Origin of the sequence: Pseudoalteromonas sp. SG43-8 (assembly GCF_014164245.1) — a bacterium.
Classification (GTDB): domain Bacteria; phylum Pseudomonadota; class Gammaproteobacteria; order Enterobacterales; family Alteromonadaceae; genus Pseudoalteromonas; species Pseudoalteromonas distincta.
Genome location: NZ_JACJEX010000007.1, coordinates 147320 through 164839, shown reverse-complemented (window position 1 = coordinate 164839; position 17520 = coordinate 147320). Strand labels below are relative to the sequence as shown.

The 17520-nt window shown below is 39.2% G+C and carries 16 protein-coding genes and 5 tRNA genes; 16 read left to right on the top strand and 5 right to left on the bottom strand.

The window, feature by feature from the left end; all coding sequences use genetic code 11:
- The 7 genes from H5122_RS14215 to purF form a co-directional block, all read left to right on the top strand.
- Window positions 1-1546, top strand: a 1546-nt coding sequence (locus H5122_RS14215) for a FimV/HubP family polar landmark protein (protein ID WP_310736351.1), incomplete at its 5' end; no start/stop codon positions are given.
- Window positions 1547-1823: 277 nt separating this feature from the next.
- Window positions 1824-2618: a tRNA pseudouridine(38-40) synthase TruA gene (gene truA, locus H5122_RS14210; protein ID WP_002958360.1), complete on the top strand. Its 795-nt coding sequence runs from the start codon at window positions 1824-1826 to the stop codon at window positions 2616-2618.
- Window positions 2619-2773: 155 nt separating this feature from the next.
- Window positions 2774-3649 carry an acetyl-CoA carboxylase, carboxyltransferase subunit beta gene (accD, locus tag H5122_RS14205; protein ID WP_007376856.1) on the top strand — a complete coding sequence of 292 codons (876 nt, stop codon included), beginning with the start codon at window positions 2774-2776 and terminating at the stop codon, window positions 3647-3649.
- A 25-nt stretch (window positions 3650-3674) separates the two neighbouring features.
- Window positions 3675-4940: a bifunctional tetrahydrofolate synthase/dihydrofolate synthase gene (gene folC / locus H5122_RS14200; protein WP_182682347.1), complete on the top strand. Its 1266-nt coding sequence runs from the start codon at window positions 3675-3677 to the stop codon at window positions 4938-4940.
- A gap of 11 nt (window positions 4941-4951) precedes the next feature.
- A complete protein-coding gene (locus H5122_RS14195; protein WP_165742690.1) occupies window positions 4952-5593 on the top strand; it encodes an SPOR domain-containing protein in 642 nt (213 codons plus the stop codon).
- Window positions 5594-5787: 194 nt separating this feature from the next.
- Window positions 5788-6282 carry a CvpA family protein gene (locus H5122_RS14190; protein ID WP_002958356.1) on the top strand — a complete coding sequence of 165 codons (495 nt, stop codon included), beginning with the start codon at window positions 5788-5790 and terminating at the stop codon, window positions 6280-6282.
- 18 nt (window positions 6283-6300) lie between these two features.
- Window positions 6301-7827 (top strand): amidophosphoribosyltransferase, encoded by a 1527-nt coding sequence (gene purF / locus H5122_RS14185; protein WP_024596369.1) that lies wholly within the window; start codon window positions 6301-6303, stop codon window positions 7825-7827.
- 114 nt (window positions 7828-7941) lie between these two features.
- Here the strand turns inward: purF and H5122_RS14180 are convergent, their stop codons facing one another.
- Entirely contained in the window at window positions 7942-8541 is a 600-nt protein-coding gene (locus H5122_RS14180) for a Yip1 family protein (protein WP_007580923.1), read from the bottom strand.
- Between the two features lie 206 nt (window positions 8542-8747).
- On the opposite strand from H5122_RS14180, the gene miaE reads away from it, so the two are divergent.
- Complete coding sequence (gene miaE, locus H5122_RS14175) at window positions 8748-9515, top strand: tRNA isopentenyl-2-thiomethyl-A-37 hydroxylase MiaE (protein WP_182682346.1); 768 nt, start codon at window positions 8748-8750, stop codon at window positions 9513-9515.
- Here miaE and H5122_RS14170 read toward each other — a convergent pair.
- The 3 genes from H5122_RS14170 to H5122_RS14160 all read right to left on the bottom strand — a co-directional run bounded on the left by H5122_RS14170 (window position 9512) and on the right by H5122_RS14160 (window position 11676).
- Window positions 9512-10297: a transporter substrate-binding domain-containing protein gene (locus H5122_RS14170; RefSeq protein ID WP_182682345.1), complete on the bottom strand. Its 786-nt coding sequence runs from the start codon at window positions 10295-10297 to the stop codon at window positions 9512-9514. The two genes, miaE and H5122_RS14170, sit on opposite strands and share 4 nt — an antisense overlap.
- A gap of 54 nt (window positions 10298-10351) precedes the next feature.
- Entirely contained in the window at window positions 10352-11095 is a 744-nt protein-coding gene (locus H5122_RS14165; RefSeq protein WP_182682344.1) for a UDP-2,3-diacylglucosamine diphosphatase, read from the bottom strand.
- 89 nt (window positions 11096-11184) lie between these two features.
- Window positions 11185-11676: a peptidylprolyl isomerase gene (locus tag H5122_RS14160; RefSeq protein WP_002958350.1), complete on the bottom strand. Its 492-nt coding sequence runs from the start codon at window positions 11674-11676 to the stop codon at window positions 11185-11187.
- 155 nt (window positions 11677-11831) lie between these two features.
- On the opposite strand from H5122_RS14160, the gene cysS reads away from it, so the two are divergent.
- Window positions 11832-13211, top strand: coding sequence for a cysteine--tRNA ligase (gene cysS / locus H5122_RS14155; protein WP_182682343.1), 1380 nt, complete (start codon window positions 11832-11834; stop codon window positions 13209-13211).
- A 73-nt stretch (window positions 13212-13284) separates the two neighbouring features.
- On the opposite strand, the gene folD is transcribed toward cysS, so the two are convergent.
- The gene (gene folD / locus H5122_RS14150) at window positions 13285-14139 is read right to left on the bottom strand and encodes a bifunctional methylenetetrahydrofolate dehydrogenase/methenyltetrahydrofolate cyclohydrolase FolD (RefSeq protein ID WP_002958348.1); all 855 of its coding nucleotides are present in this window, start codon (window positions 14137-14139) and stop codon (window positions 13285-13287) included.
- 353 nt (window positions 14140-14492) lie between these two features.
- Between folD and H5122_RS14145 the strand changes: the two genes are divergently transcribed.
- The 7 genes from H5122_RS14145 (at window position 14493) to clpP (ending at window position 17505) form a co-directional block, all read left to right on the top strand.
- Window positions 14493-14569: transfer RNA gene (locus H5122_RS14145), tRNA-Pro, on the top strand.
- Between the two features lie 57 nt (window positions 14570-14626).
- Window positions 14627-14703, top strand: a tRNA-Arg gene (locus H5122_RS14140).
- A 23-nt stretch (window positions 14704-14726) separates the two neighbouring features.
- Window positions 14727-14802: transfer RNA gene (locus H5122_RS14135), tRNA-His, on the top strand.
- Window positions 14803-14816: 14 nt separating this feature from the next.
- A tRNA-Pro gene (locus tag H5122_RS14130) sits at window positions 14817-14893 on the top strand.
- Window positions 14894-14963: 70 nt separating this feature from the next.
- Window positions 14964-15040 (top strand) — tRNA-Pro (locus tag H5122_RS14125).
- A gap of 378 nt (window positions 15041-15418) precedes the next feature.
- On the top strand, window positions 15419-16723 hold the full coding sequence (gene tig, locus H5122_RS14120; protein WP_002958347.1) for a trigger factor: 1305 nt from the start codon (window positions 15419-15421) through the stop codon (window positions 16721-16723).
- 164 nt (window positions 16724-16887) lie between these two features.
- Entirely contained in the window at window positions 16888-17505 is a 618-nt protein-coding gene (gene clpP, locus H5122_RS14115) for an ATP-dependent Clp endopeptidase proteolytic subunit ClpP (RefSeq protein ID WP_002958346.1), read from the top strand.
- The last annotated feature ends 15 nt before the right edge of the window (window positions 17506-17520 follow it).

Here is a 17520-nt window from a genome sequence, read left to right as displayed (position 1 = left end):
GCCTGAACTTGGAGAAGAGCCTGCGCTTGACGATGAGCCTGAGCTTGACGATGAGCCTGAACTTGCAGAAGAACCTGAGCTTAAAGAAGAATCTGAACTTATAGATGTAACGGTTGATGATTTTTCAGATACATCAGAGTCGCTTCTTGATCCTGAAGATGCGCTTGAAGAATATACAGATGATACTTTAAAGAGCGTTGATGAGCTTTTAAATGAGCTACAACAAGAGACGGATGATGACTATATAGAAACACCAGATTGGTCTTTAGATGAGCTTGACGACGATCTTGAAGAAATAGAAGTAGATCTTGGTGACGATCCGTTAGCGGGCGACGATGACTCAGATCTTACAAAAATTGAAGAGCAGCTTGATAGCGATCTTATAACGCCAAGTGAAGAGTTAGATGAATATCCTGAACTTGAATTAGATGATGATCATTCATTATTGGAGAATGAACCTTCGTTTGAGCCGCAAGAACCTAAAGAAAATGCACCGAGTGAAGAAAATGCAGTAGCACTTAGTCAAACAGAGAAAGATCTCGCAAATGCGCTTTCTGAAAATGCTAACTTAGATAGCTTAGAAGATGATTTTGATGATGATTTACTGCAAGAAATTAATGACGGAATTGATTCTGTTGAACCAATTAGTATAGAAGAGTATACCAAACCTCTTAACCTTGATGAAGTTCAAGAAACACTAGAAAGTGAGTTGCCATTTACTCCCGAAGAATTACAAGGTGATGATTTAGACGGTGAGGCGCAGGGAGTCGCTTCCAGCCAAGCTGAGCAGGACTTATCAATTGCGCTTTCTGAAAATACTGATTTAGATAGTTTAGAAGACGATTTTGATGATGAAATTTTAATTGAAGACGATTTTTCTGACTTAGATGTTGAGTTTGACGAAGATACTTTAGAGCAAGCGCTAACTGATGAGTTATCAGACGAGCAGCAAGAGCAAACAAATGCAGAGCGCGAAGCACAGTTAACAAACTCAGATGAAGCAGGTAGCACTGATATTAGCTCTGACGATGAACTTGATGAAGAGTTTATGTCAAATTTGACGCAAACTGATTTTGATTCATTACTTAGTGAGTTAGCTGAGCCTGAAGAATTAAGCGCTGAGGATAGCAGTGAATTTGATGTCGACTTTGACAGCTTGCTAAAAGAAGACTTAGAGGAAGATGACCCATTAACTACAAAAGAGCCACTTGTTGAAAGTAGTGATATTGAGCAACTTGATAATGATGAATTTGTAGATATAGATTCATTATTAGAAGAAAGTGAAGAGGCTGAACTTGAACACGAACCTTACACCGACGTTAATATGGATGTCGGTTTAAGTGAGTTTGATGCATTACTTGCTGGTGATAACCCAACCGATGTTGATGCTGAAAGTGGTGGCTACTCAGCTAAACTAGATTTAGCGCGTGCTTATATTGAAATTGATGATTTTGATTCTGCGCTCAAGGTCATTGAGGATGTCATCAACAAAGGCCCAGAAGAAGTTCAAGAAGAGGCACTTAGTTTAAAAGCGAAACTAAAATAACAAATTGTTAAAAAAACCCTTAATTGGTTATTCTAATTAAGGGTTTTTTATGGATGTTAGTTTAATTATAACAAGGAAAAGCAACGCATTAATGAAGCGAATTTTATAGTATGTAATTGTTATAAAAGAATAATTTACATCGTAATTATTAAGTTATTTGATTCATTAAAATGATCATGTTTTTAATAAAAAGGGTATTACCGCACACCTCCTTTTATTGCGTCGAGAGATAGCATAAAATGCCGTGTTCATTAGCACAGTAGGTAAAGCAGTAATTATGCGAGTAGCACTTGGAGTTGAATACAACGGCGTACGCTATAGTGGGTGGCAACGTCAATCACATGTAAATAGCGTACAACAAGAAGTAGAAAAGGCATTGTCGCGTATTTGTAATCACCCAGTTGAAGTAGTATGTGCGGGGCGAACTGATGCGGGTGTGCACGGTACAGGTCAAATAATACATTTTGAAACTGAAGCTTCGCGTGACATGGTCGCATTTACAATGGGTATGAATACCTTATTGCCTAAAGATATTGCTATTCGCTTTGCACAACCAGTTGCTGTCGATTTTCATGCTCGTTTTAGTGCAACCGCTCGCCGATACCGCTATATTATTTATAACTCTCCTTTTCGAGGAGCAGTGTTAAGCGAAGGGGTTACGCATTTTCATCACCCATTAGATGAAGTTAAAATGCAGGAAGCCTGTCAGTATTTGATCGGGACACACGATTTTACATCTTTTCGAGCGATCCATTGTCAAGCGAATACACCGACTCGTACTATTCATCATTTATCGGTACAGCGCCAAGGGTGTTACGTTATTATTGATATTAAGGCGAATGCGTTCTTACATCACATGGTACGTAATATAACGGGGAGCTTGATGGATATTGGCATACATAAGCAACAGCCTATTTGGTTGAAAGAATTACTTGATTGTAAAGAGCGTGCTAAAGCAAGTGCTACAGCTAAAGCTGCAGGTTTATACTTGGTTGATGTCGATTATCCTGAAGAGTTTAATATTCCTAAAATGCCTTTAGGTCCATTGTTTTTACCTGACGCTGAAATTTAGTTATGGTTGTCGTTAGTGCTTTTTATGAACACTTTTAACTACTAAGACCAGTTTTTTATACCGCGTTAGTGTAATTCATGTTTTAATTGAAAAAATTTGTCTGCTAATTGCTATTGGCAGGCTCGCGACACAGAACAGCATTAAGAGAGTTGCAAATGAGTTGGCTAGAAAAAATCTTACCTAAAACGACAAAATCATCAGGTCGTAAAGAAATCCCAGAAGGTGTTTGGGCTAAGTGCACATCGTGTGATTCAATTTTATATAAAGCTGAATTAGAAAAGTCATTAAACGTATGTCCTAAGTGTGACCACCACATGCGTGTTAGTGGCCGTAAGCGCCTGGAGCACTTTTTAGATGAAGGTGACCGTCAAGAGCTTGGCACACAACATGAGCCTAAAGACATTCTTAAGTTTAAAGATTCTAAAAAATACTCTGATCGTATCAGTGCAGCCCAAAAAGCAAGTGGTGAAAAAGATGCACTTGTAGCTATGAAAGGCCGATTAAAAGGTATTCCAGTTGCAGCAGTAGCATTTGAGTTCTCGTTTATGGGTGGTTCAATGGCTTCTGTTGTTGGCGCTCGCTTTGTTGATGCTGTTGATCAATGTTTAGAGCATAACATGCCGCTTATTTGTTTTTCTGCATCAGGCGGTGCACGCATGCAAGAAGCGCTTATGTCGCTTATGCAAATGGCTAAAACAAGTGCTGCACTTGCAAAAATGACTGAAAAAGGTCTTCCGTTTATTTCAGTCATGACTGACCCAACTATGGGTGGTGTATCTGCATCACTTGCTATGCTGGGCGATATTAACGTTGCGGAACCTAAAGCATTAATTGGTTTTGCGGGTCCTCGCGTTATTGAGCAAACTGTTCGCGAAACATTACCTGAAGGCTTTCAGCGTAGTGAATTTTTGCTTGAACACGGTGCAATTGACATGATTATTGACCGCCGTGAAATGCGCGATACCCTTGCACGCATTTTAGCTAAATTTATGAACTTGCCTTCTACGGAACAAGAGCATAGAGTAGCGTAAATTTCAGCTTTACTGATTACACGCTATGACAAAAAAAACTCCTAGCCAATCATCAAGCCTTGATGATTGGCTTTTTTATTTAGAAAGTGTTCACCCAGCTAACATTGCTATGGGCTTAGAACGAGTTGCTAATGTTGCTAACAATATTGGCCTGTTAAACACTCCAAGTAAAATTATTCTTATTGCCGGTACAAACGGTAAGGGCACCACAGCACGCTGCTTAGAGTCGCTATTGCTAGCGCAAGGTTTCAATGTGGGTACTTACGCATCTCCACATTTAATTCGTTATAACGAGCGTGTACGAGTTAATGGGGAAGAGTTGGCAGACCAATTTCATATAGATGCTTTTCACCAGCTTGAGCAAGGCCGTAAAGACACTCCACTGACTTATTTTGAATATGGTACTTTGGGTGCGTTGGCAATTTTTAAACGCTGTAACGTCGATTATGTATTGCTAGAGGTTGGTTTAGGTGGGCGCTTTGACGCCACAAATATAGTCACTCCCTTTGCAAGCGTGATCACGACTATAGACTTAGACCATAAAGAGTACTTAGGTGATACCCGTGAGTTAGTGGCTTATGATAAAGCCGGTATTTTTCGTGAAAATACTCCCGCTATTATAGGGGATTTAAATATTCCTCACACAATGACTGATTATGGTAAAGAAATTAATGCCAACATGACGCTGTCGGGCAGTGACTTTATTTTTAAAGAAAATGCTGAGAGCTTTAATTGGCAATATAAAGAACATAATCTTGAAATAGATAAGCCAGCAATACCGTGTCAAAATGCAGCAACCGCATTAACCACGCTCAGTGTTTTAAACTTATTACCAAGTGAGCAAGTTATACGAAGTTGTTTAGCTAATTTAGTTGTCGAAGGGCGATTTCAACAATTAAGTATTGAGCCTTTAGTCTTTACCGATGTAGCACACAACCCTGAGTCGGCGCGTTATTTAGCCAATAAGTTATCAAGCTATAAAGATAAAGGCTTTAAAATTCATGCATTAGCCGCTATGCTTGCTGATAAAGATAAAACGGGTGTACTTAAAGAAGTAAGTCACTTGGTCGATGAGTGGTCATTAGCGAGCTTAAGTGGCCCGCGAGGCGACACTGCAAGTAATTTACAAAATGCACTGCAGGAATTGTCTCATCATAATACTATTAATAGCTATGATAGTGTGGCACAGGCACTGAATGTAATTTTACCAGAACAACAAAGTGATACTATGTTGATTATATTTGGTTCATTTTTTACAGTTGCTGGCGCTATTAATTACTTTAAAAAATAGAGAGGATGTCGGTGAACTCAAGTTTTATTAATCGCTTAGTCGGAACAAGTATAGTGGTGATCGCAGCAATTGTGTTTATCCCTAATATACTCGATGGCGAAAAAGTGCATTATAAAGAAGGCTTTAAAGCGATCCCAGACCGCCCTGAGTTCAAAACAATCGATCTTCAAGAGTCAATTGATGAAAATATGGCTAATGCTGAGCCACTAAAGCAAGATGAAATTGAAGACATTCAAGCTGACGATGAAGCTTTTGAGCAGCAAAGCGCGAAGGATGAGAGTGATTACGCTGTGGAAGATAAAGTTGTTGAAGCAACTATAGAACCCAAAGCTACACCAATTACAAAAGCGCCTGTTCAAGCTAAGCCAGAGCCAATTGCACCACGTAAAAGTGATGAAAACCTAACGAGTATGGCCTATGTTATTCAATTAGGTAGTTTTTCACATGTTGCAAACGTTAAAGCATTACAGGCTAAATTAAAGGCTGAAGGGTTTAAAACGTTTACTAAACCGATTAAAACCCCAAATGGGGCATTAACCAAAGTATTTGTTGGTCCTTCGCTTGATAAAAGTGAATTACAAAAGCAGCTCCCCCAGCTCAAAGAGCTTACTAAATTAAATGGTAAAGTTACGCAGTACGAAGTAACAAAATAAATAAATAAAGGCTTGTATAACAAGCCTTTATTTATTTATTTATATTTTTTTTATCATTATCTTTATCTCACAATACCTAGACTAGAATGTTAATTTTTTGTATTAACCACAACCCAGTAATCTCCCGTTTAAACTTGCATACTAACGATGTTTGGGTATAGAATGCGCCCCAAATTAGCGACTAATTGGTTCTTATGATCTGGGTTGATTACGCCATTATTGGCATCATTGTATTGTCTACCATCATCGGTTTAATACGTGGCTTTGTAAAAGAAGCAATGTCATTAGCGGTATGGGCTGGCGCCTTTATCATCTCTAGCTTATTTTACCAATATTTAGCTTCCTTCCTAACAACCATTTCTGAACCCCTTTTAAGAAATGCGGCGGCCATAGCCATATTATTCTTTGCGACGCTACTGTTAGGCGGTTTACTAAACTACATTTTAGGTGAGCTCGTACATCGTACTGGTTTATCGGGTACCGACCGTGTCTTTGGCATAGTGTTTGGTGCTCTACGAGGCGTGTTGGTCGTGAGCGCGTTACTCTTCTTTCTTGATGCTTTTACTGGTGCACCCAATACGCACTGGTGGGGCAATTCTATTTTGATTCCAGAATTTGGCTTTGTTGTTGAATGGTTCTTTTCATACCTAGAAAACAACTCGAGCTTTTTAAATTCAGTAAACCGTTAATCGGCGAGGATAAATTACATGTGTGGTATCGTTGGAATAGTCGGAACATCCCCTGTCAATCAGGCGATTTATGATGGCTTAACTGTTTTGCAGCACCGTGGTCAAGATGCCGCGGGTATCATTACCATTGAGAATAATACGTTCAGCTTACGCAAAGCAAATGGCTTAGTGAAAGATGCCTTTCACACTCGTCATATGAAACGACTACAAGGTACGATAGGTCTTGGCCATGTGCGCTATCCTACAGCAGGGTCTTCAAGCTCATCTGAAGCACAGCCTTTTTATGTTAACTCACCGTTTGGTATAGCGCTTGCCCATAATGGTAACCTTACTAATGCAGAAGCTTTAAAAGAGCAGTTATTCTCAGAAGCACGTCGTCATGTAAATACAACATCTGATTCAGAAATCTTACTCAACATCATGGCACATGAACTAAGTAAATCTGATAAGTTGCATTTAGACCCTGAAGATATATTTACTGCGGTAACCGAGGTAAATAATAAAGTAAGCGGTGGTTATGCAACAATTGCTATGATTATTGGTCACGGTATTGTTGCTTTTCGCGACCCTAATGGTATCCGTCCACTTGTATTTGGTAAACGTGAGACTGCAAAAGGCACTGAGTACATGTTCGCCTCAGAAAGCGTTGCGTTAAAACCGGACGGCTTTGAGTTTGTACGTGATGTTGCCCCTGGTGAAGCTATATATGTTACAGAAGAAGGTGAATTTCATTCACTTAGTTGTGCAGATAAAGCATCTTACTCGCCGTGTATTTTTGAATTTGTTTATTTTGCTCGACCTGATTCAACAATAGACCGGATGTCTGTGTACGCAACACGCGTAAACATGGGCACAAAACTAGGTGAAAAAATTGCACGCGAATGGGCTGATAAAGACATTGATGTAGTTATCCCAATCCCAGAAACTTCATGCGATGTAGCACTGGAAATTGCACGTGTACTTGATTTACCGTATCGTCAAGGTTTTGTTAAAAACCGTTATATTGGTCGTACATTTATCATGCCTGGCCAAGAGATGCGTAAAAAATCAGTGCGTCAAAAGCTAAACGCAATTGATCGCGAGTTTAAAGGTAAAAACGTATTATTGGTTGATGACTCAATTGTTCGTGGTACAACATCAGCACAAATTGTTGAAATGGCTCGAGAGTCTGGTGCTAAAAATGTTTACTTTGCATCCGCAGCGCCTGAAATACGCTTCCCTAATGTGTACGGTATTGATATGCCTTCAGCAGCTGAGCTTATTGCTCACGGCCGTGAAGTTGAAGATATTAATGCAAGTATTGGTTCTGACGGTTTAATCTTTCAATCGTTAAAAGATTTAATAGCTGCGGTTAGCCAAGAAAATCCTGAAATTACTAAGTTCGAAACCTCAGTATTTGATGGGCAATATATTACAGGCGACATTGATCAAAACTATTTAAACCGTATTGATGAGCTACGTAACGATTCAGCAAAAAGCACCCGCGAAAGTGCGATGTCTTCAAGTTTAGAGATTCACAACCAAGACGAAAACGAAGCTGATTAATAATTAGTTAATAAAAAGTCGTTACATAAAAAAAGGAGCTAATTAGCTCCTTTTTTGCGAAGGAAAGAAAGGGAACATTTCTATCAAACACGACTCTTTATTAGCTAAACTTTATTAAGTAAACATTGGACTAACAATCCCATTTGTCCAAAGCATAGCTGTTACAGCTAAAATAATAACTAGTAATATTAATCCACACGTTACAACCGAGCTGGCATAAATAAAGCCACGCTCTTCTGGAATATGCATAAGTATTGGTACGCCGGTATAAAGTAAGTAGACCGAGTAAGCTAGTGCAATAATTCCAATACACACTACAAACCAAAGTACAGGCCAAAAGGCGGCAAGCGCCGACATAAACACAGGTGTTGCAGTATAAGCTGCAAGTTCAAGTGTTTGTGTAAATGTAGGCTTAGAGCCAAATGTAACGGCCATCCAATGAGCCAAATACGCCAATGCAAAAACGCCCGCTATTAAAGCAAAATACATTGCACCTGCAATTAATAGCGCACTATCGTGCGTTAAAAATACAGGATTGCCTGCGCCTATACTCCATCCTAAATAAACAGATGAGTAATAACCCATTATTGAAGGAAACAAAGCAATCAGTAAAATATGCGACAAACTATAGGTTAAACTTTCATGGCGATTATCTATTGTTTGCCATTCTTCAAGTGGGTGAGCATAAATGCCCCAGAGGTGATTTAATATCATAGTGCTTACTCCATAAAAGGAACGTATTACTGTTTTGGTTGGTTTATTTTTATACAGTCTATGTACAGTTATGGTTCACTTATTTTGCAAAGTCAAGTTAACTCAATATTAACATTTTTGCACAGGTTAGGGCTTTGATTTATCCCAAACAAAATTTCGTGTTAAAATAATGGCATATCAAATTTATTTAGTAATGAGCAGTCAACGTGCCACATAGCCAACTTTTAGAGCCGATCAATAACTTTTTAGTGTGTACAACCCCGCAGCAGTGGGTGGAGCAGGCAATTAAAAAAGAGAACTTATCAGTCATCTTAATCGATCACTTAATTTGTGAGTTAAAAGCGGCTCAAAGTGCGATGTTTTTAATACGTAAATACGCTGTTGATAAAGAGGGCAGTGATGCCTTACTCGAGTGGCTAAAGCCATTTGAAACGCTTATTTATAAGCGTGAAGGGAATTGGCGTGATCTCGCTGCTAAAAATAAGCTAACTAAATCAATAATTCCTAAATCTAATTCGCCATATGGACAAGATTTAATTGATAAAATGGTATTGTTGATAAAAGAAGAGTTGCATCATTTTTACCAAGTGCTCGAAATTATGGACGAGTACGGTGTAGAGTACCAAAGCATTACACCATGTCGTTATGCAAAAGGCATGCTTCGTCATGTTAAAACGTTTGAGCCAAATGCCCTTGTTGATAAATTAATTGTAGGCGCTTACATTGAGGCGCGTTCATGTGAGCGTTTCGCAAAGCTTGCGCCGCATGTTGACAATCGTTTAGGTGATTTTTATATTTCGCTGCTGCGCTCTGAAGCCCGTCATTACCAAGATTATCTAACTTTAGCGCAAGAAATTGCTGATTTTGATATTACCGAACGAGTTAAAGAATTTGGCGAGATTGAAGCCGAATTAATTTCATCACAGGATGAAGATTTTAAGTTTCATAGTGGCTTGCCAATAGCAGAAAGCTAATTTTCTTTTAAAAAATTAATGTATTCAGCTGTTTTATGATTGCTGAAATTGTGTTTCTTCATGATTTCAGCAATGCTTCCGTTTTCAATTATTATATCAATCCCTCTATTAAACTTTTGTAAGTACTCTTTTGCCCTGTAATTTGATTTAGAGACAACTAAATATAGTTTATGAGAAGCAAGATCTGGCAATAAGTACTCAATTTTATTCTTATCTAAATCAACTTCGTTATTGTGCTCAAGCCAATACTTCCCTACTTCTTTAGTGCCTGCGACCAAATCAATACGTCCTTGTTGTAGCAGGTATAAACTTGTAGGAAGGCTTTTAGTAGATGTTATTGCCAGCTCAGTATTTCTAGCAAACTCTTGGCTTACAAAGGCATTGTCTTCTGTACCAATACTATAAGATGTTAATGACTGAACTGTACCATCGAAGTTAATAGCACTCTCTTTGCGTTTAAAAATTCCTGAATGAGCAACTGCAAGTGGGCGAGAGTAGTAAAAAACTTCATTTCTTTTTAATGAATAAAAAGCGCCTAAAATAGCTGTTTTTCTCTTTTTTTCTAATAGCTTTAGGGCGCGGTCCCATGTCGTAAACTCGGCTTCGCTATTAATGCCTTGAGTTTTAAGGGCTGATTGAGTGATTTCATATAACCAACCGTTATCAGGAAGGTTTTCGCTAAAATAGGGAGGGTAGTTTTCAGTAACAACTTGCCATGTTTGCTCGCTAAATACTTTGGTAGGAATGGCAATTACTACGATGAAAATTAACAGCTTAATCATTAAACCTCTCACTATTATTCAAATATATAGTTAAATAATAGTCAGGATTTTAAATTATGCGAAAGGCGTGCTAATTAATTCTTGTGATTGAGGGGTAACGACTAAATAAGAGCCTTGGGTATACCAGTCACCTAGCACTGTACGAGTAAGCGTTTGTTCATTAACTTTATAGGTATGAACATTAGGGCGGTGAGTATGACCATGAATCATATTAGTAACGTTATGTTTGGCAAAGGTGGCAAGCACGGCTTCATCTACAACGTCTAAAATTTCGATAGGTTTATCAGCTTGGCTCAACTTACTTTTTTCACGGGCATTACGCGCTATTTTTTTACGATACCAAAGTGGCATTGCAAGCATTAATTTTGGCCACCACCAACCACGGCTTTTTTTACGAAATTTTTGATACTCAGTATCTTGAGTACACATTTCGTCGCCATGTAAAATAACGGTAGGCGTACCATATAAATCAATGACTGTTTGTTCATCGAGTAAAGTCATTGCGGCCATGTCTGCATATTGCTTGCGCATGATGAAATCACGGTTGCCATGTATAAAATAAACAGGTGTCCCACCATCATTAACGGCGCTTAAATGCTTTGCTACATCGGCACTCAGCGCTGTAATGTAGTCATCTCCAACCCATACTTCAAAAAAATCACCCAAAATATAAAGTGCATCTACATCTACATCTTTATTTAGTATATGCGTATTTAAAAAGTCAAAAAATGCAGCGCTAATGTCGGGGCGGTTTTCGCTTAGGTGTAAATCTGCAATAAAGTAAGTTTGGCGAGTCATAGGTCAGTCTTTTTGATATAAATAAAGCGGGCGTATACACATTGCGTAAATGCCCGCTGATACTCCACATTACGTGGGTAAACTTACTATTAGCTAACAGTAACGCTTTCGATGATCACATCTTCAAGAGGCACGTCTTGGTGAAAACCAGTACTACCTGTTGCTACGCCTTTTATTTTATTTACTACGTCCATACCTTCTACTACTTCAGCAAAAACACAGTAACCCCAGCCTTGCGATGTTTCGCTGCTGTGGTTTAAAAAGTCGTTGTTATTCACGTTAATGAAAAACTGCGCTGTAGCTGAATGAGGATCAGGTGTACGTGCCATTGCTAAAGTACCTATCTTGTTAGATAGGCCATTATTAGCTTCATTTTTAATTGGGTCGTTAACTTCTTTTTGTTCCATACCTGGTACAAAACCACCGCCTTGAACCATAAAACCATCGATTACACGATGAAAGATAGTGCCGTTGAAAAAATCAGCATTTGCATACTCTAAAAAGTTTTTAACTGTGTTTGGAGCTTCTTGCTCAAACATTTTAATGGTGATGTCACCAAAATTGGTGTGTAGAACAACCATGTGTTTTCCTATATCTGGTTTAAATATTGGCGCTATTTTATCGTAGTTGGCTAAGATTAACAAAGTAGATGTTTGGTTTGTTATAAAGCGCTAGAGCAGGGGCTTTTCAAGTGGTAACATAACTGTTCAAGTAAATAGTCAAGGACTCAAAGTAAATGGTAAATATATACAACACACTCACGCGACAAAAAGAGCAATTTAAACCTATGGTCGAAGGCAAAATCGACATGTATGTGTGTGGTATCACCATTTATGATTACTGCCATATTGGACACGCTCGTACTTTTGTTGGTTTTGACGTTATTGTGCGCTATTTACGTCATATTGGTTACGATTTAAAATATGTACGTAACATTACAGATATCGACGATAAAATAATTAAACGCGCAAATGAAAATGGTGAGTCAATAAACAACCTAACTGTGCGCATGACTAAAGCGATGCATGAAGATTTTGATAGCCTAAATATGCTACGCCCAGATATTGAACCAACAGTTACAAGCCATATGGATGAAATTATCGTTATGGTTAAGCGCTTGATTGAAAAGGGCCATGCCTATGTTGCAGCTGATGGCGATGTATTGTTTGATGTATCAACGTTTGAGCAATACGGTGCGCTTTCTCAGCAAGATTTAACTATGCTGCAATCGGGCTCTCGCGTTGAAGTAGCTCAAGATAAAGACGATCCACTTGATTTTGTGTTATGGAAAAAAGCCAAAGCAGGTGAGCCATCATGGTCATCACCGTGGGGTGAAGGGCGTCCTGGTTGGCATATTGAATGTTCGGCAATGAGCTCAAAACACTTAGGTGAGCATTTTGATATTCACGGTGGGGGGTCTGATTTACAGTTTCCACATCATGAAAACGAAATTGCCCAGTCGTGCTGTGCAAACAACGGCAAGTATGTAAATACATGGATACATACTGGCATGGTGCAAGTAAATAAAGAAAAAATGTCTAAGTCGTTAGATAACTTTTTTACTGTGCGTGAAGTTTTAAAAGCATACGATGCCGAATCTGTTCGTTACTTTTTAATTTCAGGGCATTACCGCAGCCAATTAAATTACTCACAAGAAAATTTAGACCAAGCGCGTTCATCACTTGAACGCATTTATACAGCGCTTCGTGATGTCGTACCGGTAGAGTGCGACTTAGAAGGCAATGAGTTTGTTGCTAAGTTTAGAAAAGCAATGAATGACGACTTTAATACACCAGAAGCACTACCTGTGTTGTTCGAACTTGCTAAAGAATTAAACCGCGTAAAAGAAAGTGACGCAGGTCAAGCTGGCAAGTTAGCGTTTATACTGCGTAGCCTAGGCGAAGTGCTAGGCGTTGCTCAACAAGCGCCAGAAGCGTTTTTACAAGGTGGACAAGACGACAATGAGGTTGCAACAATTGAAGCGTTAATTGTAAAACGTAACGATGCCCGTGCCAATAAAAATTGGGCTGCTGCTGATGAAGCTCGCGATGCACTTAATGCATTAGGTGTAATACTTGAAGATTCAGCTGGTAAAACAACGTGGCGTAAAGCGTAAGCGTTTAAAGTAATTCAGGTCAAACTAAAAAAGGGTTGCCAAATGGCAACCCTTTTTTGATTTTTTAAACAGCTTAGCTGTGATATTTCTCACACGCTTCAAGTGTGTTTTCAATTAAGCTTGCGACAGTCATCGGGCCAACGCCACCTGGTACAGGTGTAATAAAATGCGCTTTTTGTTCGGCCACACTGTATTGAACATCACCGACTAATTTACCCGTATCTAAGCGGTTAATGCCCACATCGATAACAATAGCGCCTTCTTTTATCCAATCTCCCGGTATAAATTCAGGTTTACCGACAGCCACAACTAATAAATCAGCGCGGCGAACATGTGTTTCTAAGTCTTGAGTAAACTTATGACACACAGTGGTAGTACAACCTGCTAATAAAAGCTCTAACGACATTGGACGACCAACAATATTTGACGCGCCAACGACAACTGCATGCATCCCTTTATAACGTACACCCGTTGAATCAAGTAATGTAATAATACCTTTAGGCGTACATGGGCGAAGGGCAGGCATACGCTGTGCTAATCGACCAATGTTATATGGATGAAATCCATCAACATCTTTATGTGGGGTAATACGTTCTAAAATCTTTTCAGCATCAAGACCTTTTGGCAGTGGTAACTGCACTAAAATTCCATCAACTTCGGCATCATTATTTAGCTCGTCAATTAAATCTAAAAGAGTTTGCTCTTGTGTGTCTGCTGGTAAATCAAATGATTTAGAGATAAAACCGACTTCTTCACAGGCTTTACGTTTTGAACCAACATAAACTTGGCTTGCTGGATCAAGTCCTACAAGTACTACTGCAAGTCCTGGTGCACGTAAACCATTTGCTACACGTTCACTTACGCGTTCTGCTACAGCGCTACGTACTTGTTTTGCGATTGCCTTACCATCAATGATGTTTGCCGTCATGGGTGACCTTTAATTGGGGTTAATTAACTAGATACCGATACTCTAAAAACGAATGCATAATAAAATAGGGGTAAAAATGCTAATAAAGAAAAATACGCTCTTTATTTAACTCGTTTTATAATGTGCCTACTATTTTCGCAGAAAAGCATAGCAGCGCCAAGTTGCTTTTAAGGTATATAACGTTTGAGCTGTTAAATAGTTTAAAATTCAGCCGACTATTGTAATATTTAACCATTGTGCACTAAAAATGAGCACTTGATTGGTTTTCTTAAAAAAACGTTTGACCTAACCCCGTCAAATCACTATTATGCACCCCGTTGTCAACGAGGTCACTCGCTAGCAATAATAAGTTTCGGCGATTAGCGCAGTTTGGTAGCGCACTTGGTTTGGGTCCAAGGGGTCGCAGGTTCAAATCCTGCATCGCCGACCATTTTTTTATAATTTTTTATAATCGAATAGCTTATTGGTAAACTATGAAGTTTTCGATGCGCCCATAGCTCAGCTGGATAGAGCAACGCCCTTCTAAGGCGTCGGTCGAAGGTTCGAATCCTTCTGGGTGCACCATTTGAAAACATGTAAATATAGCGGTGATTGTAGCTCAGTTGGTAGAGCCCCGGATTGTGATTCCGGTTGTCGTGGGTTCGAGCCCCATCAGTCACCCCATTTACAACGAATATCGGCGATTAGCGCAGTTTGGTAGCGCACTTGGTTTGGGTCCAAGGGGTCGCAGGTTCAAATCCTGCATCGCCGACCATTTTCTTAAAATGGTCTTAAACTCTCAGTTTAAGTGTTCAGTATGAAAAAAGAAGTTAACTCTTCAATGTCGGCGATTAGCGCAGTTTGGTAGCGCACTTGGTTTGGGTCCAAGGGGTCGCAGGTTCAAATCCTGCATCGCCGACCATTTTCTTATCTAATAAGAACAATAAGTAAATTCCTCTAAGTTATAAATCTAAATCTGTTAGCCTATAATTCTATTAAATAATTTCTATTTTATTCTATTTAGTCCGTAGTTAGCCTGTTTTTTATTCAGTTAGTCTTTATAGTCCCTTATCTAGTCCAAATAATTGCCCCCTATACTCGACTATCATAAATATTAGGTTATAATGCCGCGTCTATTGTTTAACATAGTGCCCGAAGGGCAAAGCAGCAATGGTGTCTCATGGTAGCGACGGATGCTTTTAAGTGTGAAAAACCGCTTAAACTTTATCAAGACTCATGCAGAACACTTTGTTTGTAAAGGAAGGCGAACAGTCGCCAAAATTGAATATTGAGGTAAATCATGCAAGTTTCTGTTGAGACGACCCAAGGCCTTGAGCGCCGTATAACTATCACCGTTCCTTCAGAGAACGTTGAGACCGAAGTAAAAAAACGCCTACAACAACTGTCAAAAACACAGCGTATAGATGGTTTCCGTGCTGGTAAAGTTCCAGTATCTGTAATTAACAAGCGTTTTGGTCCTGCAGTTCGTCAAGAAGTTGCTGGCGAAGTAATGCAACGTAATTACATTGAAGCAATCGTTTCTGAAAAAATCAACCCAGCTGGCGCGCCTACATTCGCTCCTAAATCACTTGAAGCAGGTAAAGATTTAGAATTCTCAGCAACGTTTGAAGTTTACCCTGAAGTTGAAGTTCAAGGTTTAGATAAAATTACTGTTGAAAAACCAGCAGTAACAGTAACTGACGAAGATTTAGCTAACATGCTAGAAACACTTCGTAAGCAACACGCAGCGTGGGCTGATGTTGATGCAGCAGCTGGCGAAAACGACCGTGTAACAGTTGATTTCGTAGGTACTATCGACGGTGAAGTATTTGAAGGCGGCAAAGCTGAAGACTTCCCATTAGAACTTGGCCAAGGTCGTATGATCCCAGGTTTTGAAGATAACATCGTAGGTAAAAAAGCAGGCGAAGAAGTAGTAGCTGATGTAACTTTCCCTGATGATTACCACGCTGAAAACTTAAAAGGTAAAGCGGCTCAATTCACTATCACAGTGAAAAAAGTTGAAGCGCAAGAATTACCAGAATTAAGCGAAGAGTTTGCAACTAAATTCGGTGTTACCGAAGGCGGCGTAGACGCGCTTAAAGAAGAAGTTAAAAAGAACATGACACGTGAGCTAGACCAAGCGGTTAAAGCAAGCGTTAAAGACCAAGCAATCAAAGGTCTTTTAGCTAACAACGAAATCGAAGTGCCTAAAGCACTTGTTGATCAAGAAGTTGATGCTCTACGTCAGCAAGCAGCTCAACGTTTTGGCGGCGACGCTCAAAACATGCCAGAGCTTCCAGCTGAATTGTTCCACGAGCAAGCTGTAACACGTGTAAAAACTGGCCTTTTATTAGGTGAAGTGATTAAAGCTAACGACATCAAAGTTGATGATGCTAAAGTTGAAGCATTAATCGCAACAGTAGCTTCTGCATACGAAGATCCAACTGAAGTAGTAGAATACTACAAAGGTAATGATCAACTTATGCAGCAAATGCGTAATGTAGCAATGGAAGAGCAAGCTGTTGAAGCTATTTTAGCTAAAGCAGTTGTTACTGATGTTGAAAAAGCATTTGATGACATCATGAATCCACAGCAAGGTGCTTAATAAGTCATTGACTTAAGCTCTCGCTAACGATTAAATGGCTCGTGTTACTCTGTTTATACAGCGTGCTCGGGCCATTTTAGTTTTTGGCTCTAAATTTGCGAAAAACGATAACTATGCTTCCTTATAATAAGGATAAGTATAAGCGCATAAGGAATTAAATAAGTATGAATACTGGTATTACAGATCCCCTAAATGCATTGGTCCCAATGGTTGTTGAACAAACACCAAAAGGCGAGCGCTCGTATGATATTTATTCGAGATTATTAAAAGAGCGTATTATCTTTTTAACAGGTCAAGTTGAAGACAACATGGCAAATCTGATCTTAGCGCAAATGCTATTTTTAGAATCAGAGAACCCTGATAAAGATATCTTTTTATATATCAACTCACCAGGTGGTTCAGTAACTGCGGGTATGGCTATTTACGACACAATGAACTTCATCAAACCAGATGTAAGTACAATATGTGTAGGTCAAGCTGCAAGCATGGGTGCTTTTTTACTTACTGCTGGTGCTAAAGGTAAGCGTTTTTGCCTACCAAACTCACGTGTGATGATTCACCAACCATTAGGTGGTTTCCAAGGTCAAGCATCTGACTTTGAAATACACGCTAAAGAAATTCTGTCTATTAAAGATAAGCTTAACCGCTTAATGGCTGAGCATACAGGCCAACCATTGGATATTATCTCTAAAGACACAGATCGTGATAACTTCATGAGTGCTTCGCAAGCTGTAGATTACGGCTTGGTAGACTCTGTATTTACAAATCGCGACAAAAAGTAAGCGCTTGGTAAGCAG

Coding starts and splice junctions, on each gene's coding strand:
- truA (WP_002958360.1), top strand. CDS start 1,824: ATGCGAGTAGCACTTGGAGTTGAATACAACGGCGTACGCTATAGTGGG.
- accD (WP_007376856.1), top strand. CDS start 2,774: ATGAGTTGGCTAGAAAAAATCTTACCTAAAACGACAAAATCATCAGGT.
- folC (WP_182682347.1), top strand. CDS start 3,675: ATGACAAAAAAAACTCCTAGCCAATCATCAAGCCTTGATGATTGGCTT.
- H5122_RS14190 (WP_002958356.1), top strand. CDS start 5,788: ATGATCTGGGTTGATTACGCCATTATTGGCATCATTGTATTGTCTACC.
- purF (WP_024596369.1), top strand. CDS start 6,301: ATGTGTGGTATCGTTGGAATAGTCGGAACATCCCCTGTCAATCAGGCG.
- H5122_RS14180 (WP_007580923.1), bottom strand. CDS start 8,541: ATGATATTAAATCACCTCTGGGGCATTTATGCTCACCCACTTGAAGAA.
- H5122_RS14170 (WP_182682345.1), bottom strand. CDS start 10,297: ATGATTAAGCTGTTAATTTTCATCGTAGTAATTGCCATTCCTACCAAA.
- H5122_RS14165 (WP_182682344.1), bottom strand. CDS start 11,095: ATGACTCGCCAAACTTACTTTATTGCAGATTTACACCTAAGCGAAAAC.
- H5122_RS14160 (WP_002958350.1), bottom strand. CDS start 11,676: ATGGTTGTTCTACACACCAATTTTGGTGACATCACCATTAAAATGTTT.
- cysS (WP_182682343.1), top strand. CDS start 11,832: ATGGTAAATATATACAACACACTCACGCGACAAAAAGAGCAATTTAAA.
- folD (WP_002958348.1), bottom strand. CDS start 14,139: ATGACGGCAAACATCATTGATGGTAAGGCAATCGCAAAACAAGTACGT.
- tig (WP_002958347.1), top strand. CDS start 15,419: ATGCAAGTTTCTGTTGAGACGACCCAAGGCCTTGAGCGCCGTATAACT.
- clpP (WP_002958346.1), top strand. CDS start 16,888: ATGAATACTGGTATTACAGATCCCCTAAATGCATTGGTCCCAATGGTT.